This is a genomic window from Xanthomonas sp. SS (assembly GCF_014236835.1).
Lineage (GTDB): Bacteria > Pseudomonadota > Gammaproteobacteria > Xanthomonadales > Xanthomonadaceae > Xanthomonas_A.
This window is the reverse complement of record NZ_CP051190.1, coordinates 4,233,096-4,254,859: the sequence shown is the minus strand read 5'-3', so window position 1 is coordinate 4,254,859 and position 21,764 is coordinate 4,233,096. Positions and strand designations below refer to the sequence as shown.

Sequence of the window (21,764 nt, the reverse complement as noted above, 5' to 3'; positions counted from 1 at the left end):
CCCGATCAGGCTCCGCGCCGCGCGTAAGCGTAGTGGCCGGACACTGCGCTCGGCGCCAGGCCGAGCAGTTCGGCGGCATCGACCACGCGATAGCCGGCCTGAGCGGCCAGCGGTGCCGCCAGCCGCTCCACCGCATGCGCCAGGGTGCCGTCGATCTGGCCCTGTTCGGTCTCGAACTCAGATGGGCACAGGCCACTGTCCAGCAGCGGCCGCAGCGCATCCAGCCGGACCCAGAACATGCTGCCGGAGATGAAGCGCGCGTCGTCGAGCGGTTGCTCGCAGCGACCTGTGCGGCGCAACAGATAGTCGGCGGCCGTGCGGTTGCCGCCCCAGTAGTCGTCGAGCGGCAGCAAGTGCCCTTCCGGGGCGACGAGGCCGAGCGAGGCGTCCGCCGCGAAGGCTTGCAGAATCCGCGCGGCACGGTCGGTCCCGGTCAGTCGTTGCAGCAGTTCGGTGCGCCAGGCATCGCCATTGTCCAGATGCGTGCTGCATTTGGTATGCAGTTTCAGCGCCACGTCCACGCCCTCGTCGAGCAGGCGCTCGGCGGCATGCAGGAACGGCAAGATGTCGCGGCCGCGGTTTTCCAGCACCATCACTTCATAGGGCAGCGAATACGTGCGCAACTGCGCCTGCACTGCATCCGCCTGTTCGGCCGATGTGGTCACCAGCAAACGCCACGGCAGCCGTGTGGCGGCGAGGCAGCACAGGATTTCCTCGAGGACGTCGGGATACCAGGCGTGCACGATCGCCCACGGCGGCTGCGCCAGATTGCGTACGCGCGCCGGCCACAGCGCCTTGCGCGTCGCATCCAGGTAGGCATGGCCCAAGCGCACATCGGGCTCCAGCACGGCGCCTTCGGCCCACTCGTTCCAGGCATTGATGAACACCAGGCGCTGCTCGACGCTGCGCTGCTGCAGCCGATCGTGGATGGTGGTGCGCAGCCAGTCTTCGTAGCCGCGCGGCGAGGCATGCAGATAGACCCGGCCGGCACCGGGGCGCCGCGGTTCGTTGTCCCAGCCTGGGTTGACGCCCGGATATAGCGTGTAGTCGGGCAAGGTGCGGGTGCCGACCTCCGCCGCCAACCCGCGCCAGTCCAGCACCGCTCCGCAGTAATCCGGATCCAGCAAATGTTGCGTCGCCGCCAGCGACGTGGGGTTGCTCATGTTCGGCGGAAACTCGACCGCGGCGTCGAAACCGATGCTGCGCGGGTCCGGTCGTTCGAAACCCTGCACGTAGGCGAGGTGGATCTCGCCGATCCCGTGCTGCCGGCACCAGTCGCGCCAGCGCGTCGCGGTCGCTTTAGGTTCCGGCAGCAAGTGCGGCCGGTACACCAGCAGCATCGGCCGGCCGTCCACGCGCAGGCAGCGCGGGTCGCGCAAATAATCGGCGACATGCGCGATGAAGGCCAGATCGTCCTGTTCGCTATGCGCCTGTGCCATCAGCACATCGCCGTCGCGGCCGTCCCAGCGCCGCGACCATTGCTCGTTCGCCCAGCACAGGCAGAACGGCAGATCCAGCGAAGGGTCGCTCAGCCACTGGCGCAGCGGCGTCTCCAGCAAGGTCTTGCCGCCGAACCAGTAGAAGTAGAAGCAGAACGCGCCGATGCCGTATTCCTTCGCCAATGCCACTTGCTGCCGCATGCTCTCGGCATTGCGCAGGTCGTAGAACCCCAGGTCGGCGGGCAGGCGGGGCTGCACATGGCCTTCGAATTGCGGCAACGCGCGGGTGACGTTGCGCCATTCGGTAAAGCCTGCGCCCCACCATGCATCGTTTTCCGGGATCGGATGGAACTGGGGCAAGTAGAACGCCACCAGGGTGGCAGGCATCGGTTCGGGCAATGCGGCGAAACGGTGCGGGACATGGCCGATGGCGCGTTCGTCGGCCCGCACCCGCGGCCTGCGCTCCATCTGGCCTTGCGCCAGTTGGCCGCGTGGGGGCGGAGGCACGATGCTTGAAAAGCGCGCAAGGAAGCGCGCGCGTAATCGGTCGCGATAGCCTTGCGAAAGCGGCAGCGCACGGAACGCGGCGCGCAGCGCCAGATAGAGCGAGGTTTTGGTCCGCGGGAGCAGGGCAGGAGGGCTCACAGGTTCTGGTAGTTCGGCCCGGAGCCGCCTTCCGGCGTGACCCAGTTGATGATTTCGTAGGGGTCCTTGATGTCGCAGGTCTTGCAGTGCACGCAGTTGGCGGCGTTGATCTGCAGGCGCTTGCCGGCTGCGTCGTCGACGATCTCGTACACCGCGGCGGGGCAGAAGCGGGTGCAGGGGTTGCCGTATTCCTCGGTGCAGCGGGTCACGCAGATCTGCGGGTCCAGCACCTGCAGGTGCACGGGCTGGTCCTCGTCGTGTTCGGTGGCGGCGAAGTACACGCCCTGCAGGCGGTCGCGCGGCGCAAGTTCGCGCTGCACGTAGTCGCGCTTGGGCTGTTCGTGTTCGCCCAGCCGGTCCAGCGACGACCAGTCGGCGGTCACCTTCAACGTCCACGGCGAGGCGCCCTTGACCAGGGTCTCCCAGGCGCCGTTGAGCAGGCCGAACCACATGCCCTTCTTGAAACCGGGCTTGATGTTGCGCACCTGGCGCAGCTCGGCCATGACCTCCGAACCGCGCAGCTTGGCGTCGAACCCTGCCGGGTTCAGCGCCGTGCCGGCAGCCAGGTGTTCGGCGGCGAGCATGCCGCTGCGGATCGCCTGGTGGGTGCCCTTGATCTTGGGCACGTTGAGCAGGCCGGCGGTGTCGCCGATCAGCAGCGCGCCGGGCATCTCCACCTTCGGCAACGACTGCCAGCCGCCGCTGGCGATGGCGCGGGCGCCGGCCGACAGGATGGTGCCGCCTTCCAGCAGCGGCTTGATCAGCGGGTGGTTCTTCCACTGCTGGAACGCTTCCCAAGGCCGGTATTCGGGATCGTGGTAGTCCAGGCCGCTGACGTAGCCCAGCGCCACCTGGTTGTTCTCCAGGTGATACAGGAAGCTGCCGGCATAGGTGGCGTTGTCGGCCGGCCAGCCCAGGGTATGCACGATCTTGCCGGGCACCACGCGGCCTTCCGGCAGCTGCCACAGCTCCTTGATGCCGATCGAATAGGCCTGCGGGTCGCTGTCGGCGTCCAGCGCGAAACGCTTGACCAGGCGCTTGGTCAGGTGCCCGCGCGCGCCTTCGGCCAGCACCGTGACCTTAGCGCGGATATCGATGCCGGGGGTGTAACCGGGCTTGTGCGAACCGTCCTTGGCCACGCCCATGTCGCCGATGCGCACGCCGAGCACGGTGCCGTCGTCGGCATGCAGGGTCTCGGCGGCGGCGAAGCCCGGATAGATTTCCACGCCCAGTGCCTCGGCCTGCGGCGCCAGCCACGCGCACAGCGCGCCGAGGCTGACGATGAAATTGCCGTGGTTGCGCATGCCCGGCGGCACGATCGGGAACTTGCGCCCGCCGTCCTTGCTCAGGTGCCAGAACTCGTCCTCGCCGGCGGGCACGCAGATCGGCGGCGGGGCGTCGCGCCAGCCGGGCAGCAGCGCGTCGAGCGGCGCCGGTTCGATCACCGCGCCGGACAGGATCTGCGCACCGACCGTGCTGGCCTTCTCGATCACGCAGACCGAGATGTCCGGGTTGAGCTGCTTGAGCCGGATCGCGAACGCCAGCCCGGCCGGACCCGCGCCGACGGTGACCACGTCGTATTCCATGACGTCGCGTTCCACTGGCTCCGGCGCGCTGGCGCCGCCCTCCAATTCCGTCATCTGGTCCGCTCCCGTTGGCTCGATCTGGCTGTCTGCATTTTCAGGCTTTGTGCGTGACGGGGCAAATTCCGCACGCTGGCGTATGGTGCCGGCAGGCATGCTAGCGTGGCGCGATGCAACTCGATCTGCCCGGCGCCGACGTCCGCTGGCTACCCGGCTGGCTCGCCCCGGCCGAGGCGGCGGCGCTGTTGGCGCACTTGCTGGCCGGGGTGGAGTGGGAGGTGCACCGCATCCGCCTGTTCGGGCGGATGGTCGATTCGCCGCGGCTGAGCTGCTGGATCGGCGACCCGGAGGCGAGCTACCGCTATTCCGGCACCCGCTTCGCGCCGCATCCGTGGCCGCCGGCGTTGCAGCCGCTGCGCGAACGGCTGGCGGCGGAAACCGGGGTCGCGTTCAACAGCGTACTGGCCAACCGCTATCGCGACGGTCGCGACGCCATGGGCTGGCACAGCGACGACGAGAAGGAACTGGGGCTGCGTCCCCTGATCGCCTCGCTGAGCCTGGGCGCCACGCGCCGCTTCGTGCTGCGCCACCGCCAGGAGCCGGCGCTGCGCCAGGCGCTGGAATTGAGCGCCGGTGGCTTGCTGCTGATGGGCGGCGAGACCCAGCGCCTGTACCGGCATGCCTTGCCGCGGACCGCGAAGCCGGTCGGCGAGCGGATCAATCTGACGTTTCGGAAAATCGCCGCAGCGTAAGCGGCCACGAATTCCCTTCTCCCATCGGGACCATGGCCCCCTTTTTGGGGGAAGGTGCCCCGAAGGGGCGGATGAGGGTACGGGCGAAGCCTCGCGCACCCAAACTCAGCGAGTCGCTTCGCGCCGGACCCTCACCCCAACCCCTCTCCCGGTGGGAGAGGGGCTAGACGGTCCCTTCTCCCGTCGGGACCATGGCCCCCTTTTCGGGGGAAGGTGCCCCGCAGGGGCGGATGAGGGTCCGGACGCAGCCTCGCGCACCCAAACTCCGCAAGTCGCTTCGCGCCGCACCCTCACCCCAACCCCTCTCCCGGGGGGAGAGGGGCTTAAGCCAGCGTCTCAGGCCGCGCAGGTCGAGCTTCCTTCTCCCGTCGGGACCATGGCCCCCTTTTCGGGGGAAGGTGCTCCGAAGGGGGCGGATGAGGGTCCGGGCGCAGCCTCGTGTACCCAAACTCCGCGAGTCGCTTCGCGCCGTACCCTCACCCCAACCCCTCTCCCCGGTGGGAGAGGGGCTTTGGATCAGCGGCGTGGTGCCGGTGCGACCTTCGGCACTGGCGCCAGCGCCGTGGCCGCATCGGCCTGGCCCTGCTGCAGGGTCCAGCCGACCACATCGCCGGTCACCTGCGACAGCGCCTGGCTGAAGGCGTCGGCGACCTGCGCCTGCGCGGTGCTGGCCGCCGGTTGCGCGGCGAGGAAGGTGCGCGAGGCGACCACGCGCTGGTCGGGCGTGTACAGCAGCTTGGCGTTGAGCTCGATCGTGGCCGATGGCACGTCGTGGCCGGCGTAGTCGGATTCGAAGCGGCGCAGGTCCAGCAACAGCTTGTAGTCGGCGCGGATGCCGGTGCCGAGCCGGGCCACGCCGGGAATGCGGCCGGAATCCTCGAACGCGCGGACCAGGGTGTCCTCCAGCATGTCGGTGGCCGGCTGCGCCCAGCTGACGCCGCTGTAGACCTGCAGTTCGTCCGGGGTGGGGCGCACCGCGATGCGCGGGCTGTCGACCACCCGCGCGGCGCTGGGTTTGGCGATCGCCAATTGCCAGGTCACCTGCGGCCAGGCCGGATCCGGCGCGACGCGCACGTTGGGCGCGTAGATCGTCACCGGATCCTTGCTGCCGCCGGTCAGCGCGGAGCAGCCGGCAGCGAGGAGCAGGGCCGGGACGGCGAGCAGCAGGAGGGCGCGCGTCGGCTTCATTTGGGTTTGAACTCCTTCGGGGCGTCGCGGCCGAGCAGGTAGCGCGCGGGGTTGTTGTCCAGGCGGTCGCTGACCCGGCGCAGGTCGCGGATCAGTCCGCGCAGTTCGGTCAGGGTCGGGCCGAGCTGGCCCAGGCCGTCGTTGGCGAAGCTGTTGATCGCCGCGCGGTTCTCGCCCAGGATCTTGTCGGCATTGCCGGACGCCGAATCGAGCTTGCTCAGCGTGCTTTCCAGCTTGTCCAGGATCGGCGGCAGCTGCTGCACCAGGTTCTGGTCCAGGCGCTGGATGGTGCCGTTGGTGGTCTTCAGGGTCACGTCGAGATTGCGAGCGGCGTCGCGCGCGCTGAGGATCAGCGATTGCATGCCTTCGTCGCGGTCGGCGAGCGAGCCGCTGATCGTTTCCAGGTTGTGCAGGGTGGCGGTGATGCTGGCCACGTTGCGGTCGCTGAGCACTTCGTCCAGGCGCTCGACGATGCGGTTGGCGGTGTCGGTGATGTTCTGCAGCGCCGACGGCGTGGTCTGGATGATCGGCGCGTCGCTGGTGTCGATGGAGGTCAGCGACGGCGCCTCCGGGGTGCCGCCGGAGAGCTGGATGATCGACGGCCCGGTCAGGCTGGTGATGCCCAGTTTGGCGCGGGTGTCGCTCTTGATCGGCGTGGTCGAGTTCAGCCGCACCCGCGCCACCACCTGGCGCGGATCGTTCGGCGCCAGGGTCAGCTCGGTGATCGAGCCGACCGCGATGCCGTTGTATTGCACCGGGCTGCCCACCGACAGGCCGGTCACCGCCTCGCGGAACACTACCCGGTATTCCTGCCAGGTGCGGTCGGACGAATATTTGGCGGCCCATAGCCCGAACAGCAGCAGGGCCAGTCCGGCCACGATGGTGAAGGCGCCGATCAGGACGTAGTTGGCTTTGGTTTCCATGGCTCAGGCTTTCTCGGTCCAGGCGGTTTTGGCGTCGCGGGCCGCGCGGGCGCGCGGGCCGTGGAAATAGTCCTGGATCCAGGGGTGGTCCACTTGCTCGATCTCGGCCAGCGGCGCGGTGGCGATGACCTTGCGGTCGGCCAGCACCGCCACGCGGTCGCAGATAGCGTACAAGGTGTCCAGGTCGTGGGTGATGAGGAACACGGTCAGGCCCAGCGCTTCCTGCAGGGTACGGATCAGGCGGTCGAAGGCGGCCGCGCCGATCGGGTCCAGCCCGGCGGTGGGTTCGTCCAGGAACAGCAGCGGCGGGTCCAGCGCCAGCGCGCGCGCCAGCCCGGCGCGCTTGCGCATGCCGCCGGACAGCTGCGAGGGCAGCTTGTTGAGCGCATCGGCCGGCAGTCCGGCCAGCTTCACCTTCAGCAGCGCCAGTTCGTAATGCCAGCTGTCGGGCAGTTCGCCGAAGTGCTCCTTGAGCGGCACCTGCACGTTCTCGCCCACGCTCAGCGAGGAGAACAGCGCGCCGTCCTGGAACAGCACGCCGGTATTGCGCTCCACATGCAGGCGGTCTTCGCGGCGCTTGGAGTCGGTGTCCACGCCGAGCACGCGGATGTGGCCGGCGTCGGGCTCGCGCAGGCCGAGGATGCTGCGCATCAGCACCGACTTGCCGGTGCCCGAGCCGCCGACCACGCCGAGGATCTCGCCGCGGCGCACGTCCAGGTCCAGGTCTTCGTGCACGGTCTGGGTGCCGAAGCGGTTGAGCAGGCCGCGGACCGAGATGGCTAATTCGGGATTCGGGATTGGGGAGTCGGGATTGGTCAAAGCAACGGCTCCCGACGAGGCAGCGCACGGCGCCCGCTTTCTACGAATCCCCAATCCCCAATTTCGAATCCCGGCTCCATCACCACCCCACGTTCATGAACCACAGCGCGGCGATCGCGTCGATGATGATCACCAGCGAGATCGTCTGCACCACGCTGGTGGTGGTGCGCTCGCCGACCGATTGCGCGGTGCCTTCCACGCGCAGGCCTTCCAGGCAGCCGATCAGGCCGATCACGATCGCGAAGATCGGCGCCTTCGACATCCCCACCAGCATGTGCCGCAACTGGATGGTGTCGTGCATGCGCGCCAGGTACATCTGCGGCGGGATGCCCAGGTCGAAGGCACCGACGGTGACGCCGCCGGCCAGGCCGGCGATCATCGCCACGAAGGTCAGCAGCGGCAGCATCACCAGCAGCGCCACCAGTCGCGGGATCACCAGCAGGTCCATCGGGTCCAGACCCAGGGTCTGGATCGCGTCGATCTCCTCGCGCGCCTTCATCGCGCCGATCTGCGCGGTGAACGCGCTGGCGGTGCGCCCGGCCAGCACGATCGCGGTCAGCAGCACCGCGAACTCGCGCAGGAAGGCGATGCTGACCAGTTCCACCACGTAGATCTCGGCGCCGAAGTCGCGCAGGATGGTCGAGCCCAGGAACGCGATCACCGCGCCGACCAGGTAGGACAGCAGGGCGACCAGCGGCACCGCGTCCAGCCCGACCTGTTCCATGTGGTGCACGGTGGCGGTCAGGCGGAAACGCCGCGGTTCGTGCACCAGGCGCAGCACCTTGACCAGGGTCTCGCCGAGGAAGCCGACCAGGTTGACGATTTCCTTGCCGTTGTGGTGTACCGCATAGCCAAGTCGCTCCAGCGCCGCGGCGAAGCCGTAGTCGCGCTTGCGCTTGGGGCGATCGTCGGCGACGTCCTCGATGGTGCTGACCAGCGCCTGGTGGTCGTGGCGGAAGTTCAGCGCCTCGTGGGCGATGCCGTTGCGGGTGGCGTAGCGCATCAGCTGCAGCACGCCGGCCGAATCCAGCTGGGCGATGCCGCTGGCGTCGATGCCGGTAGTGCCGGCCGGCAGCGTGCGCAGCACGTCGGACGACGCCAGCGCGGTGGCCAGCGTCCAACTGCCGGACAGCCGCACCCGCGAGGGGTCTCGGTCGTCCTGGCTGAGTGTTGGCGGTTGCGGTTCGATCATGGGGCGTCCGGGCGCGAGCATACCTGTTTCGCCTGCACCGCAATGTCGTCGTGCGCCACAGGGTGGCTGTGCGCGGGGTTCGCGCCATACTAGCCGACATGCAAGCCGCGCCCATCGCCAATCCCTCCGCCAGCGCCACCTATGCGCAACGGATCGCCTTCGTCTCCGAGATCGCCGGCCGCCTGCACACCTACGGCACCACCGCGCAACGCCTGGAGGCGGCCGTGGTGGCGCTGTCGCAGCAGTTGGACCTGGATTGTGAACCCTGGTCCAACCCGACCGGGCTGATCCTCAGCTTCAGCGATCCGACCAAGGCGATCGGCTCCAGCGACATCACCCGGGTGGTGCGGCTGGCGCCGGGCGACAACGATCTGCACAAGCTCAGCGTCGCCGACAGCATCGCCGACGACGTCGCCAGCGGGCGCATGAGCGTGGCCCAGGGCCATACCGCGCTGCGCCAGCTGGACCGCCCGCCCGGGCGGCGCTGGAAGGCGATGCAGGTGCTCGGCTTCGGCCTGGCCGCCCTGGGCGTGGCCGGGCTGTGGCGGCTGCCGTGGCTGGACATCGCCACCGCCGCCGCGATCGGCCTGTTGATCGGCGCGCTGACCCAGCTCACCGACAAGCGCCCGGCGGCCAAGGAGGCTAACGAGGCGTTGGCGGCGCTGCTGGCCGGCGTCGTCGCCGCGCTGGTGGCGACCTTCGTGGCGCCGCTGAACCTCAATTCGGTGATCATCGCCTCGCTGGTGGTGCTGCTGCCGGGGATGGCGCTGACCAATGCGGTCAACGAACTGACCAGCCAGCACTGGGTGTCCGGCACGGCGCGTTTCGCCGGCGCGGTCACCACCATCCTCAAGCTCACCGTGGGCGCGGTGATCGCGGTGACCCTGGCGCAGTTGCTGGGCCTGGAGCCGCTGGTGCACGCGTCGCGGCCGCAGGCGGTGTGGGTGGAATGGGCCTCGCTGCTGGTCGCGGCGTATGCGTTCGCGTTGCTGTTCAAGGCCAACGGCCGCGATTATCCGTGGGTGATGGCGGCCTCGGTGGCCGGCTACGCGATCGCGCGCTTCGCCGGCGAGGCATGGGGCAGCCCGGTCGGGATCTTTCTGTCGGCGATGTCGCTGACCGCGGCCGGCAATCTGTTCGGCCGGCTGGTGCAGCGTCCGGGCGCGCTGATCCGGCTGCCTGGCATCATCATGCTGGTGCCCGGCAGCGCCAGCCTGCGCGGACTGCTGACCCTGGTGCAGCAGCACGACGTGTCCGGCGGGCAGTCGGCGCTGCTGGCGGTGACCAATATCGTGATGGCGCTGGTCGCCGGTCTGCTGTTCGGCAATCTGCTGGTGCCGGCGCGGAAGAATCTCTAGCGGCATCGCCCTTGCGGCAGGCATGAAAAACGCCGGCTTGCGCCGGCGTTTTCTTGAATAACCTACCGATCCCCGACCCGTTGCCGGATCGGTTTTCCGATCAGTTTTTCGGGGCGGCGGACTTGCCGGCTTTCTTGGCGACCTTGGCGACTTTCTTGGTGGCCTTCTTCGCCGTCTTCTTGGCCGGCGCGGCGGACTTGGCCGGCGCGGCGATCAGGAAGTCGTCGACCTTCTTGCCCTTGGCCACCTGCTCGGCCAGCCAGCGCGGCTGCTTGCCGCGGCCGGTCCAGGTTTCCGCGGCATTGGCCGGATTGCGGTATTTCGGCGGCACCTTGCCCAGCTTGCGGCCCGGCTTCGGACCCGGCTTGCCGGCAGCCGGCTTGCGGCCGCGCTTGGCCGGAGCGGCGCCATCGAACACTTCGTCGATGCCGTAACCGTGCGATTTGGCCAGACGTGCCAGCAGGGTGCGGACCTTGGCGATGGGCGTGCGCTTGGCGACGATGGTCTGTTGCTTCTTGGCCGTCTTGATAAGAGCGCCCAACTGCTTGGCCGACAGGCCACTGAGATCGATGGTCATTTGTACTCCGGAAAATGGGTGATGGACCTACAGCCATTCCCTGGCTAGAGCGGAATCATAATATCGCTTTATCGGATTGACAAATATTCCGGGTATTTCGATAGGGACGCCGATCGCTGGATCGGCGTGGGTGTCACTTATACGCACCGAATTCCGATTGTCAAATCAACGCCGGGTAACGCCGCTGATTCGACCGGCATATTGACCCGGCGAATGTCGAGACCGTGTCGTGAAGATCGCGGCGCAAGAAAAAAAGGCCGGGATATATTCCCGGCCTTTCCGATTAACCCTGCAGGCGCGCCAGCAATGCGGCGCGGTCCAGGTTCTCGGCCTCGCCGCCGCTGCGCGCGCGATATTCGAAGGTGCCGGCGGCCAGCCCGCGCTCGGACACCACCACCCGGTGCGGGATGCCGATCAGTTCGATGTCGGCGAACATCGCGCCGGCGCGCAGGCCGCGATCGTCGAGCGCGGCGTCCAGGCCGGCCTGCTGCAGTTCGGCCAGCAGCGTCTCGCCGGCTGCGTCGATCGCCGGATCGCGCTTGGGATTGATCACGCACACCGCCACCGACCACGGTGCCATCGGCTGCGGCCAGCGGATGCCCGCCTCGTCGTGGTTCTGCTCGATCGCCGCGGCGACGATGCGCGAAATGCCGATGCCGTAGCAGCCCATCGCCATCGCCACGGTCTTGCCGTTCTCGTCCAGCACGGTGGCGTCCAGCGCCTGCGCGTACTGGCGGCCGAGCTGGAACACATGGCCGACCTCGATGCCGCGCGCCAGGCGGATCTCGCCGCCGTCGTGCGCGCGCTCGCCCTCGACCACGTTGCGCAGGTCGGCCACGGTGCCCGGCTCGGGCAGGTCGCGGCCCCAGTTGACCCCGGCCAGATGGAAGCCGGCTTCGTTGGCGCCGACCACGAAATCGGCCATCGCCGCCACGTCGCGGTCGGCGACCACGCGGATCGGCTGGCTGGGGTTCAGCGGGCCGAGGAAGCCCGGCTCGCTGCCGAGGTGGGCGCGGATCTCGGCTTCGTTGGCCATGCGGTAGCCGGCCAGGCCGGCGACCTTGCCCAGCTTGATCTCGTTGACCGCGTGATCGCCGCGCACCAGCGCCAGCACGAAGGCGTCGCCGGCCATCACCGCGACCGACTTGACCGTGCGCTGCAGCGCGATGCCGAGCAACTCGGCCACGGCCTCGCAGGTCTTCTGGGTGGGCGTGGCGACCTTGCGCAGTTCCTCTTGCGCCGCCGCGCGCGGCGCCGGATCGGCGGCGACCGCGGTCTCGACATTGGCCGCGTAGTCCGAACCGGTGGAGAACGCCAGCGAATCCTCGCCGGACTCGGCCAGCACGTGGAATTCCTGCGAGGCGTCGCCGCCGATGTCGCCGGAATCGGCCTGCACCGCGCGGAACTGCAGGCCCAGGCGGGTGAAGATGCGGCTGTAGGCGGCCTTCATGTTCTCGTATTCGCGGGCCAGGTCCTCGTCGCTGACGTGGAACGAATAGGCGTCCTTCATCAGGAACTCGCGCGCGCGCATCACCCCGAAGCGCGGCCGGATCTCGTCGCGGAACTTGGTCTGGATCTGGTAGAAATTGACCGGCAGCTGCTTGTAGCTGCTCAGCTCCTGGCGCGCGAAATCGGCCGCGGCCTCTTCGGCGGTGGGGCTGTAGCAGTATTCCTGCTCCTTGCGGTCCTTCATCCGCAGCATCAGGCCGCCGAACTTCTTCCAGCGCCCGGTGGCTTCCCACAGTTCGCGCGGCTGGATGGTCGGGAACAGCACTTCCACCGCGCCGGCGCGGTTCATTTCCTCGCGCACCACCGCTTCCACCTTGCGCAGCACGCGCAGACCCAGCGGCGACCAGGTGTACAGGCCGGAGGCGAGCTTGCGGATCATGCCGGCGCGCAGCATCAGCCGGTGGCTGACCAGTTCGGCGTCGGCCGGGGTTTCCTTGGTGGTGTGCAGGTGGAACTGGGAAAGGCGCATCGAGGGGCTTCGCTAACGGCGGGCGCCCATTTTGCCAGTCATTGCCGGCGCTGCGGGAACAGAAGGCGGCCCGCGCCGTGCCCGCGCAGGCCGCGTCGCGCTCATTCCGCCGCGGCGGGCGGCGCGCAATAGGCCTTGATCGCGGCCTCGGCCAGGCCCTTCTGCGCGTCGCGCTGGGCCTCGTCCAGTTCCCCGTCCGGCTTGCCGTCGCCGTCGCGGTCGGTCATCACCTTGCCCGGCTTGCCGAGGATGTCCAGGTTCTTGCGCGCGCTCAGGCAGTTGGCGTTCTCCGCCGGGGCGGCAGCTTCGCTGGCCTCGGCCGGGGCGCCGCCGTGGCTGTCGACCCGCCGCGCCTGGTACTGGCCGCCGGGCGGCGGGCTCTGCGAATAGTGGGTGACGCCCTGCGCATCCTTCCATTGGTACAGGGTGGCGGCGCCGGCCACGCCGCTGGCGGCGAGCAGGCACAGGCAGCAAAGCCGGGTCAGGGCGCGCATCACGTTCTCCAGGGGTACGGGCGAGGGCCGATTGCAGCACCCGCCGTCGGGCCTGGCAAGTCGATTAAACTGCCGGGCATGGAACCATCCCGACCGCCTCCCCGTTCGCGCACCATCTATCTGCTGCCGAACCTGTTCACCACCGCCGGCCTGTTCTCCGGTTTCTACGCCATCATCGCCGCCGCCAACGGCCAGTTCGTGCACGCCAGCGTGGCGGTGTTCGTCGCCGCGGTGATGGACGGGCTGGACGGGCGCGTGGCGCGGCTGACCGGCACCAGTAGCGAATTCGGTGTGCAGTACGACTCGCTGGCCGACCTGGTCAGCTTCGGCATGGCCCCGGCGCTGGTGATGTACCACTGGTCGCTGTCGGCGCTGAAGTTCGACGGCAGCGTGATGGGCCGGGTCGGCTGGTCGGTGGCGTTCCTGTACGCGGCCTGCGCCGCGTTGCGCCTTGCCCGCTTCAACACCCAGGTCGGCACCGTGGACAAGCGCTGGTTCGTGGGCCTGGCCAGCCCGGCCGCGGCGGGACTGATGATGGCCTTCGTGTGGGCGTTCGCCGACGGCAACCTCGGCTGGGACGGCGAGCAACTGCGCTACGTGGCGCTGGGCGTGACCGTGGTCGCGGCGCTGCTGATGGTCAGCCGCATCCGTTTCTGGAGCTTCAAGGGCGGCGCTGCCAAAGGCCCGCGCGCCGACCGGGTGCCGTTCCTGATGCTGGTGCTGGCGCCGGTGGTGATCGCGATACTGGTCATCGACCTGTCGCGCGCGCTGCTGGCGATCGGCGTGCTGTATGCGTTGTCCGGCCCCTGCTACTGGCTATGGCGGCGCTGGCGCAAGCTGCCGGACGCGACGTGAGCGAGGCGATGTCCAGCGCGGCGCCGCTGTGGTCGGCCGAGCAGCACGGCTGGCTGCAGGCGTTGGGCCATACGCTCTATGTCGGGGCCGACACCGACGTCGGCGCGGTGGTCGCGCAGCCGGCGCTGGCCGAGGAGCGCAATGCTCCTGCCGCCGCCGCGGCTGCGCCTGCAGCGGTGTCCGCACACGCAGCGCCGGCGTATGCGCCGCGTGCTACAGCACCCACGCCCGCGGAGCCGTCGCCGCGCGGGCGCGCGCCGGCCGCGCCTGCGGACTATCCGGAGCCGCAACGCGCCGCGCCGGCGCCGGCTGCGCGCCGGGCCGGTCTGCGGCTGCCCGATCGGCTGCAGATCGCGCTGCTGCGCGCCTCCGGGCGCAATCCGAACGATCCGGCCACGCAGGCGTTGATGGCAACCTGGCCGCTGGCCGAGCTGCGCGGCAATGCCGCCGCCAAGCGCGCGCTGTGGCCGCAGCTGCGCGCGCTGCGCAAGCAGGCGCCGCGGTGAGCGCGCTGGGCTCGGCGTCCTCGCCGGCGGCGGCGACGCTGCGCACGTTGCGCGAGACCGATCTGGACACGGTGATGGAGATCGAGCGCCGCGCCTATCCGTTCCCATGGACGCGCGGCATCTTCCGCGACTGCCTGCAGGCCGGCTATCCGGGCTGGGTGCTGCTGGAACAGGGCCAGATCGTCGGCTACGGCGTGATCAGCGTCGCCGCCGACGAGGCGCACATTCTCAACGTCTGCGTCGCGCCGGAACGGCAATCGCGCGGCTACGGCCGCCTGCTGCTGCGCGCGCTGATCAAGTACGGCGCCGACCTGGGCGCACGGCGAGTGTTCCTGGAAGTGCGCCCGTCCAATCCCAGCGCGATCGCGCTGTACCACAGCGAAGGCTTCAACGAGATCGGCCGCCGCCCGCGCTACTACCCGGCGGCGAACGGCCGCGAGGACGCGCTGGTGATGGCGATCGAGCTGTTCTTCGAAGGCATGTCTTAACGCACGACGGCGTGCAGCCGGCACCGCGCCGGCATGGGTTTCTCGCATGCTTCGCCGTTTCTCGCGGCCAGCCGTTTTCCTTCCGATAAATAGTTGCAGGGTGCAGCGTTGCGCCCGCTGTGCGTTGCGCGGCGTTGGGCGCATGCGCTGTGCGGTCCGTGTCCGTTCGAGCCTCTGGCGTCGTCGCCTCGCGGTGCATCCATGAGATGCGATTGCGCTGTCGGCAGCGCCGGGTCTGCATTTCTTCCGGGGTTTTCCGGAGTGCGCGGCGCGTCTTCGCAATGTCGCGACTTGTCGTCGGGACAGCGTTGTTGTCCTGCAGCGGTAGCCGGCGTATCGGACGCATCGCGAACGCCGTTTGTTAGATGCCGTCCCCATATCGCAGCGCTGGATCCGCGCGCAGCGCATTTGTCTCTTCCCAAGCCGAACGCGCTCCCTACAGTGCGCGCCTCTTCGGCGCTGCCTTATGCGATGGCATCTAGCGCAGTTGTCCGAGGGGACAGCGAATGCGCTCGCGCTGCCGCGTTTTCCGCCTGCGGAAAACGCCGCGCCTGCGACGACTCCACCCATGCTTACGAGGTTCCAGGATGAAGACACAGTCACTCATCGCATCCCCGCGCACGCTCACCCATGCGATTGCGCTTGCAGTCTGTCTGGCGGGCGCGACCGGCAGCGCCTACGCCGATGCCAGCCTGGAGGTCGCCAGTACCGGGTGGGCGACGCAGAACGGCGGTACCAAGGGCGGTTCCAAGGCCGCCGCGGCCAACGTCTACAGCGTCAGCACCGCCGCGCAGCTGAAGACCGCGCTGAAGGCCAGCGTCGGCAGCAACGGCCGCATCATCAAGATCAGCGGCATCATCGACGTCAGCGAGGGCACGCCGTACAGCACCACCGCGGACATGAAGAGCCGTGCGCGCCTGGATGTCCCCACCAAGACCACGCTGATCGGCGTCGGTTCCAATGCGCAGATCCGCGAGGGCTATCTGTACGTCAAGGCCAACGACGTGATCATCCGCAACCTCACCATCGAAAATCCGTGGGATCCGCAGCCGGTGTGGGATCCGGACGACGGTAGCGCCGGCAACTGGAATTCCGAGTACGACGGCCTGACCATCGAGGGCGCCAGCAACGTGTGGGTGGACCATGTCACCTTCACCGACGGGCGCCGCACCGACGACCAGAACGGCACCGCCAACGGCCGCCCCAAGCAGCATCACGACGGCGCGCTGGACGTCAAGAAAGGCGCCAACTACGTGACCATCTCGTATTCGGCGTTCAAGTCGCACGAGAAGAACAACCTGATCGGCTCCAGCGACAGCGCCTCCAGCACCGACAGCGGCAAGCTGAAGGTGACCATCCACAACACGCTGTTCGAGAACATTTCCGCGCGCGCGCCGCGGGTGCGTTTTGGCCAGGTGCACCTGTACAACAACTACCACGTCGGCAGCACCAGCAACGCGGTGTATCCGTTCTCGCATGCGCACGGCGTCGGCAAGGAGTCGAAGATCTTCTCCGAGAACAACGCCTTCGACATCGCCGGGGTCAGCAGCTGCGACAAGATCGCCGCCAACTACGGCGGCAGCGTGTACCGCGATTTCGGCTCGCTGCTCAACGGCAAGGCGCTGACCTGCTCGTGGAACAACAACATCGGCTGGACCCCGCCGTACACCTATTCGCTGCTGCCGGCGAACCAGGTGGCGAACGACGTCAAGTCCAAGGCGGGCGCCGGCAAGCTCTGAAGAAGTGTGCCGCCGCCCGGCATGGGCGGCGGTACAGGCGGCGCTGCGTGTGCCGCGTCGATTCGGGCAATGCCACTGTAGGAGCGGCTTCAGCCGCGACGCGCATTACCGGGAAAGCCCCGGTCGCGGCTGAAGCCGCTCCTACAGGTTGTAAGAAAGCAGGTTGCAAAAAAGAACGCGGGGGCGGCCGCCGGCAGCGTCCTACAGCTTGGCGCGCTGCTCGCGCAGGCCGGCCAGTTGCGTGGTCCAGTCGGCCAGGCGTACGCGTTCCTGCTCGACCACCGCCGCCGGCACCTTGTCAGTGAACTTCTCCAGCTTGGCCGTGCTCTTTTCCTGTTCGGCGCCGACCCGGGCGATCTCCTTGTCCAGGCGGGTGCGCTCGGCGTCCAAGTCCACCAGGCCTTCCAGCGGCACCAGCAGCCGCAGCTCGCCGACGATCGCCGCGGCGGCCGGCGGTGCGTCCTGCGCCGCGTCCAGCCACTGGATCGCCTCCAGCCGCAGCAGGAACTTCAACTGCGAGGCGAAGCGTTCCACCCGCGCTCGGTCCTCGGCGTGGCCGCCCTGCAGCAGCAGCGGCACCACCTTGGACGGCGGCACGTTGAGTTCGCTGCGCACCCGGCGCAGCGCTGAGACCATCGCCTTGAGCCACTCGATGTCGGCTTCGGCACCGGCGTAGGCGCTCACGTCCAGGTCGCCGGCGCGCGGATACGGCTGCAGCGAGATGGTCGGCGCGGCGATGCCCAGGCGCGGCGCCACCTGCTGCCACAGTTCCTCGGTGACGAACGGGGTCAGCGGATGCAGCAGGCGCAGCAGCGTCTCCAGCACCTGCAGCAGGGTGTGGCGGGTGCTGTCGGCGGCCGCGGCATCGTCGCCGTTCAAGGCCGGCTTGGTCAGCTCCAGGAACCAGTCGCAGAACTCGTTCCAGGCGAACTCGTACAGCGACTGCGCGAGCAGGTCGAAGCGGTAGGCGGCGTAATGCGACTGCGCCTCGGCGGCGACCTTGTCCAGCCGCACCAGGATCCACTTCTCGGCATCGGTGACCGGTACGTGTGCCGAGTCCCGAGTCCCGAGTCCCGAGTCCCGTCCCTCCGTGTTCATCAGCACGAACCGGCTGGCATTCCACAACTTGTTGCAGAAATTCTTGTAGCCCTCGGCGCGGCCCAAGTCGAACTTGATGTCGCGGCCGTGGCCGGCCAACGCGGCGATGGTGAAGCGCAGCGCGTCGGCGCCGTGGGCGATGATGCCCTCGGGGAATTCCTTGCGCGTGGCCTTCTCGATCTTCTCGGCCATGCGCGGCTGCATCAACCCAGTGGTGCGCTTGGCGACCAGGTCCTCGATGCTGATGCCGTCGATGATGTCCAGCGGGTCGAGCACGTTGCCCTTGGACTTGGACATCTTCTGCCCGTCCTTGTCGCGGATCAGGCCGGTAATGTACACGTCGCGGAACGGCACCTGGCCGGTGAAGCTGTCGGTGGCCATGATCATCCGCGCCATCCAGAAGAAGATGATGTCGAAGCCGGTGACCAGCACGCTCGACGGCAGGTAGCGGTCGAAGCCGCGCTCGGCCATCGCCTGCGGATCCGGCCAGCCCATCGTCGAAAACGGCCACAACTGCGCGGAGAACCAGGTCTCCAGCACGTCGCTGTCCTGGTGCAGGGCGACGTCGGCAGCCAGGCCGCTCTTCGCACGGGCCTCGGCCTCGTCGCGGCCGACGTAGCAATTGCCGGCGTCGTCGAACCACGCCGGAATGCGATGGCCCCACCACAGCTGGCGGCTGATGCACCAGTCCTGGATGTTGTCCATCCAGTGGCGATAGGTGTTGATCCAGTTCGGCGGCACGAACGTGACCTGGCCCGACTCGACCAGTTCCAGGCCGCGTTTGGCCAGCGCGTCCATCTTCACGAACCACTGGTCGGTGAGGTAGGGCTCGATCACCTGGCCGGTGCGGTCGCCGCGCGGCACCTGCAGCTTGTGCGGCTTGGTCTCGACCAGGATGCCGAGGTCTTCCAGGTCGGCCAGCACCGCCTTGCGCGCGTCGTAGCGGTCCAGGCCACGGTACTTCTCCGGCGCGTTGTCGTTGATCGCCGCGGTCGGGGTGAACAGATTGATCATCGGCAGGCTGTGGCGCACGCCGACCTGGTAATCGTTGAAATCGTGCGCCGGCGTCACCTTGACCACGCCGGTGCCGAACGCGCGGTCCACGTAGTCGTCGCCGATCACCGGCACCTGGCGGCCTGTCAGCGGCAGCGTCACCGTCTTGCCGATCAGGTGCGCGTAGCGCGCGTCCTGCGGATGCACCATCACCGCGGTGTCGCCGAGCAGGGTTTCCGGGCGCGTGGTGGCCACCACCAGGTAGTCGCGGGTCTCGCGCAGGGTCTCGTTGCCGTCGGCATCGTGCTCGACGTGCTCGTAGCTGGCACCGTCCTCGAGCGTGTAGGCGATCGACCACAGGAAGCCGTCTTCCTCGACGTTCTCCACTTCCAGGTCGGAGATCGCGGTCTTCAGCACCGGGTCCCAGTTGACCAGGCGCTGGCCGCGGTAGATCAGGCCCTGTTCGTGCCAGCGCACGAACGCCTCGACCACCGCCGCCGACGGCTGCGGGTCCATGGTGAAGGTACTGCGCGACCAGTCGCTGGAGGTGCCCAGGCGGCGCATCTGCCGCTCGATGGTGTCGCCCGACTGCGCCTTCCATTCCCACACCTTGGCGATGAAGCCCTCGCGCCCCAGCGAGTCGCGGGTCTCGCCCTTGCCTGCCAGCGCCAGGTTGCGCGACACCACCATCTCGGTGGCGATGCCGGCGTGGTCGCTGCCGACCTGCCACAGCGTGTCGAAGCCGCGCATGCGGTGGTAGCGCACCAGCGCATCCATCAGCGTTTGCTGGAAGGCGTGGCCCATGTGCAGGGTGCCGGTCACGTTCGGCGGCGGCAGCAGCACCGTGTACGGCTCGCCCTGCCCGGACGGCTTGAAATAGCCGGCCGCTTCCCACTGGGCGTACAGGCGCGATTCGAAGGAGGTGGGGTCGTAGCTGGGGGCGAGGGTGGTCATTGGGAGCCGGGATTGGGGATTCGTGATTCGGGATTCGTTGCGGTGCGATGCCGATGAAGGGGGACAGGGCAGGGATCCATCCCGAATTTCCAATCCCCACTCCCGGCGCCATCACATGTCGTACTTGCTGACCTCGAAGCCCAGCGCCTTGTACTGTTTCCAGCGTTCGCGCAGCGGCTCGCGCGCGGCGGGGTCGGCCGGCACCACTTCCAGCACGCGCTCGCAGGTGCCGAGGTAAGCGTCGTCGCGCAGGTTGATCACCAGCGCGCGCGACGGCGCTTCCAGGCCGGGCGGGACGATCAGCACCTGCGCCTCTTCCTCGTCGACATCGGCGCCGGCGATCTGGTGCGGGATGTAGGCATCGGGGTCGAACGCCCACAACAGCTCGTCCAGCTCCTCGGCCTGCGCCTCGTCGCGCGCCAGCACCAGCGTCCACAGATTGGCGTCGTTGGCCTTGCGCGCCAGCTCGCAGACCAGCCGCAGCGGCTCGGTGAGGAAGCGCGGCTTGGCGATCAGGTAGAAATCGGCGCGCATCAGAGCGGGGATTCGCTGTTCGGGCTTGGGGATTGGCTAAAGCAGGTCACGATCGTCGGCGGATGGTGCGGGACGGGGGAAAAGGGGAGGTGCTTTTCACCAATCCCCAATCCCGAATCCCCAATCACGCCGCGCCGCCTGCGGCGCGGTCCAGCAACCACTGCGACAACAACCCCACCGGCCGGCCGGTGGCCATGCCGCGCTTGCCTTCGTCGCTGGCCACGCCGGCGATGTCCAGGTGCGCCCAGCGCTGGCCTTCGGTGAAGCGCGACAGGAAGCAGCCGGCGGTGATGGCGCCGGCCCAGCGGCCGCCGATGTTGTAGACGTCGGCGAAGCTGGAATCGAGCAGGCCCTGGTATTCGTCCCACAGCGGCAGGCGCCAGGCGCGGTCGAACACGTGCTCGCCGGCGGCCAGCAGCTCGTTGGCCAAGTCGTCGTGCTTGCTCATCAGGCCGGCGGTCTGGTGGCCGAGCGCGACCATGCACGCGCCGGTCAGGGTGGCCACGTCGATCAGCGCCTCGGGGTTGAAGCGTTCGGCGTAGGTCAGCGCGTCGCACAGGATCAGGCGGCCTTCGGCGTCGGTGTTGCCGACCTCGATGGTCTTGCCGGACATGCTGGTGATCACGTCGGAGGGACGGTAGGCGTCGCCGTCGATGGCGTTCTCCACCGCCGGCACCACCACCACCAGGTTCAGCGGCAGGCGCGCGGTGGCGGTGGCGACGAAGGTGCCGATGACGTTGGCGCCGCCGCACATGTCGTACTTCATCTCCTCGATGCCACCCTGGGTCTTCAGGTTGACGCCGCCGGTATCGAAGGTGATGCCCTTGCCGACCAGCACGTAGGGCTTGGCGTCGCCGCCGCCGTTCCACTTCAGCACCAGCAGCCGCGGGCGGTTGGCCGAGCCGCGCGCCACCGCCAGCAGCGAGCCCATGCCCAGTTCCTGCATCTGCGTCTCGTCGAGAATCTCGGCCTCGGCGCCGTCGATGCCATGGGCGAACGCCGCGGCGGTTTCGGCCAGATAGGCCGGGGTGCACAGGTTCGGCGGCAGGTTGCCGAGCTCGCGGGCGAATTTCACGCCGGCGGCGATGGCCTGGCCCTGGGCCAGCGCGGTGGCGTCCTCGCCGAGCACGGCCAGGCTGGCCAGGCCGCTGTCGTCGGGCTTCTTCTTGCCCAGCGTGGCGGTGTAGCGGTAGCAGGCGTGGTCGCTGGCGATCACCGCCTGGCGGATCGCCCAGGCCTGGTCGCGGCCCTTGATCTCCAGCTCGGACAGGGTGAACAGGGCCTTGGCCGCCGGCCCGCTCTTCAGCGCGCGCGCCGCGTCGCCGACCGCCTTCAGGTACTGCGGCACGCCGAACTTGGCGGCCTCGCCCAGGCCGACCACCAGCACGCGCGGCGCGGTCACCCCGGGCAGGTCGTGCAGCAGCGCGCTGGCGCCGGTCTTGCCGTTGAGGTCGCCGCGGCCGGCCAGGGCCGTCAGGCGTCCGCCGCTGGCCGCATCCAGGGCCTGGGCGGTGGGCGACAGGCGCTTGTCGGCGAACACGCCGACGACGATGCAATCGAACGCCGCAGTAGCCGGGGCGTCGTGGTTCAGGGTGAATTCCAGGGCCATTGATCAGATTCCGTTGGCAAATCCGTACAATCGCGGGCTG

At 68.6% G+C, this 21,764-nt stretch carries 18 protein-coding genes; 6 read left to right on the top strand and 12 right to left on the bottom strand.

The window, feature by feature from the left end:
• Positions 1-5 precede the first annotated feature (5 nt).
• Positions 6-2,084 (bottom strand): glycoside hydrolase family 99-like domain-containing protein, encoded by a 2,079-nt coding sequence (locus HEP74_RS17835; RefSeq protein ID WP_185813993.1) that lies wholly within the window; start codon positions 2,082-2,084, stop codon positions 6-8.
• Positions 2,081-3,724, bottom strand: a complete 1,644-nt coding sequence (locus HEP74_RS17830) for an electron transfer flavoprotein-ubiquinone oxidoreductase (protein WP_185813992.1) — start codon at positions 3,722-3,724, stop codon at positions 2,081-2,083. Before HEP74_RS17830 ends, HEP74_RS17835 begins: the two co-directional genes overlap by 4 nt.
• A 113-nt stretch (positions 3,725-3,837) precedes the next feature.
• Between HEP74_RS17830 and HEP74_RS17825 the strand changes: the two genes are divergently transcribed.
• Positions 3,838-4,419, top strand: coding sequence for an alpha-ketoglutarate-dependent dioxygenase AlkB family protein (locus HEP74_RS17825; RefSeq protein WP_185813991.1), 582 nt, complete (start codon positions 3,838-3,840; stop codon positions 4,417-4,419).
• A 516-nt stretch (positions 4,420-4,935) separates the two neighbouring features.
• Here the strand turns inward: HEP74_RS17825 and HEP74_RS17820 are convergent.
• The 4 genes from HEP74_RS17820 to HEP74_RS17805 all read right to left on the bottom strand — a co-directional run bounded on the left by HEP74_RS17820 (position 4,936) and on the right by HEP74_RS17805 (position 8,541).
• Positions 4,936-5,607, bottom strand: a complete 672-nt coding sequence (locus HEP74_RS17820; RefSeq protein WP_185813990.1) for an ABC-type transport auxiliary lipoprotein family protein — start codon at positions 5,605-5,607, stop codon at positions 4,936-4,938.
• The gene (locus HEP74_RS17815; RefSeq protein ID WP_179568569.1) at positions 5,604-6,530 is read right to left on the bottom strand and encodes an MlaD family protein; all 927 of its coding nucleotides are present in this window, start codon (positions 6,528-6,530) and stop codon (positions 5,604-5,606) included. The genes HEP74_RS17820 and HEP74_RS17815 overlap by 4 nt, the downstream gene beginning before the upstream one ends.
• Positions 6,531-6,533: 3 nt before the next feature.
• Positions 6,534-7,349 carry an ABC transporter ATP-binding protein gene (locus HEP74_RS17810; RefSeq protein ID WP_185813989.1) on the bottom strand — a complete coding sequence of 272 codons (816 nt, stop codon included), beginning with the start codon at positions 7,347-7,349 and terminating at the stop codon, positions 6,534-6,536.
• A 79-nt stretch (positions 7,350-7,428) separates the two neighbouring features.
• Entirely contained in the window at positions 7,429-8,541 is a 1,113-nt protein-coding gene (locus HEP74_RS17805) for an ABC transporter permease (RefSeq protein ID WP_185813988.1), read from the bottom strand.
• 98 nt (positions 8,542-8,639) lie between these two features.
• On the opposite strand from HEP74_RS17805, the gene HEP74_RS17800 reads away from it, so the two are divergent.
• Positions 8,640-9,899, top strand: a complete 1,260-nt coding sequence (locus HEP74_RS17800; protein ID WP_185813987.1) for a threonine/serine exporter family protein — start codon at positions 8,640-8,642, stop codon at positions 9,897-9,899.
• Between the two features lie 100 nt (positions 9,900-9,999).
• Here the strand turns inward: HEP74_RS17800 and HEP74_RS17795 are convergent, their stop codons facing one another.
• The 3 genes from HEP74_RS17795 to HEP74_RS17785 all read right to left on the bottom strand — a co-directional run bounded on the left by HEP74_RS17795 (position 10,000) and on the right by HEP74_RS17785 (position 12,948).
• The gene (locus HEP74_RS17795; protein ID WP_185813986.1) at positions 10,000-10,476 is read right to left on the bottom strand and encodes an H-NS histone family protein; all 477 of its coding nucleotides are present in this window, start codon (positions 10,474-10,476) and stop codon (positions 10,000-10,002) included.
• A 283-nt stretch (positions 10,477-10,759) separates the two neighbouring features.
• Positions 10,760-12,454 (bottom strand): proline--tRNA ligase, encoded by a 1,695-nt coding sequence (locus HEP74_RS17790; protein WP_185813985.1) that lies wholly within the window; start codon positions 12,452-12,454, stop codon positions 10,760-10,762.
• A 101-nt stretch (positions 12,455-12,555) separates the two neighbouring features.
• The gene (locus HEP74_RS17785) at positions 12,556-12,948 is read right to left on the bottom strand and encodes a DUF4124 domain-containing protein (RefSeq protein ID WP_185813984.1); all 393 of its coding nucleotides are present in this window, start codon (positions 12,946-12,948) and stop codon (positions 12,556-12,558) included.
• A 78-nt stretch (positions 12,949-13,026) separates the two neighbouring features.
• Here HEP74_RS17785 and pssA point away from each other — a divergent pair, with 78 nt between their 5' ends.
• From pssA to HEP74_RS17765, 4 genes are all read left to right on the top strand, one after another.
• On the top strand, positions 13,027-13,803 hold the full coding sequence (gene pssA, locus HEP74_RS17780) for a CDP-diacylglycerol--serine O-phosphatidyltransferase (protein ID WP_185813983.1): 777 nt from the start codon (positions 13,027-13,029) through the stop codon (positions 13,801-13,803).
• A gap of 8 nt (positions 13,804-13,811) precedes the next feature.
• Positions 13,812-14,309, top strand: a complete 498-nt coding sequence (locus tag HEP74_RS17775) for an alanine acetyltransferase (protein ID WP_185816690.1) — start codon at positions 13,812-13,814, stop codon at positions 14,307-14,309.
• A 74-nt stretch (positions 14,310-14,383) separates the two neighbouring features.
• Positions 14,384-14,797, top strand: a complete 414-nt coding sequence (gene rimI, locus HEP74_RS17770; protein WP_458309694.1) for a ribosomal protein S18-alanine N-acetyltransferase — start codon at positions 14,384-14,386, stop codon at positions 14,795-14,797.
• Between the two features lie 587 nt (positions 14,798-15,384).
• Complete coding sequence (locus HEP74_RS17765) at positions 15,385-16,536, top strand: pectate lyase family protein (RefSeq protein ID WP_255427781.1); 1,152 nt, start codon at positions 15,385-15,387, stop codon at positions 16,534-16,536.
• A gap of 201 nt (positions 16,537-16,737) precedes the next feature.
• On the opposite strand, the gene HEP74_RS17760 is transcribed toward HEP74_RS17765, so the two are convergent.
• From HEP74_RS17760 to HEP74_RS17750, 3 genes are all read right to left on the bottom strand, one after another.
• Positions 16,738-19,581, bottom strand: coding sequence for a valine--tRNA ligase (locus HEP74_RS17760; protein WP_185813982.1), 2,844 nt, complete (start codon positions 19,579-19,581; stop codon positions 16,738-16,740).
• 111 nt (positions 19,582-19,692) lie between these two features.
• On the bottom strand, positions 19,693-20,118 hold the full coding sequence (locus HEP74_RS17755; RefSeq protein ID WP_185816687.1) for a DNA polymerase III subunit chi: 426 nt from the start codon (positions 20,116-20,118) through the stop codon (positions 19,693-19,695).
• Positions 20,119-20,239: 121 nt separating this feature from the next.
• Positions 20,240-21,724: a leucyl aminopeptidase gene (locus tag HEP74_RS17750; RefSeq protein ID WP_185813981.1), complete on the bottom strand. Its 1,485-nt coding sequence runs from the start codon at positions 21,722-21,724 to the stop codon at positions 20,240-20,242.
• Positions 21,725-21,764 lie beyond the last annotated feature (40 nt).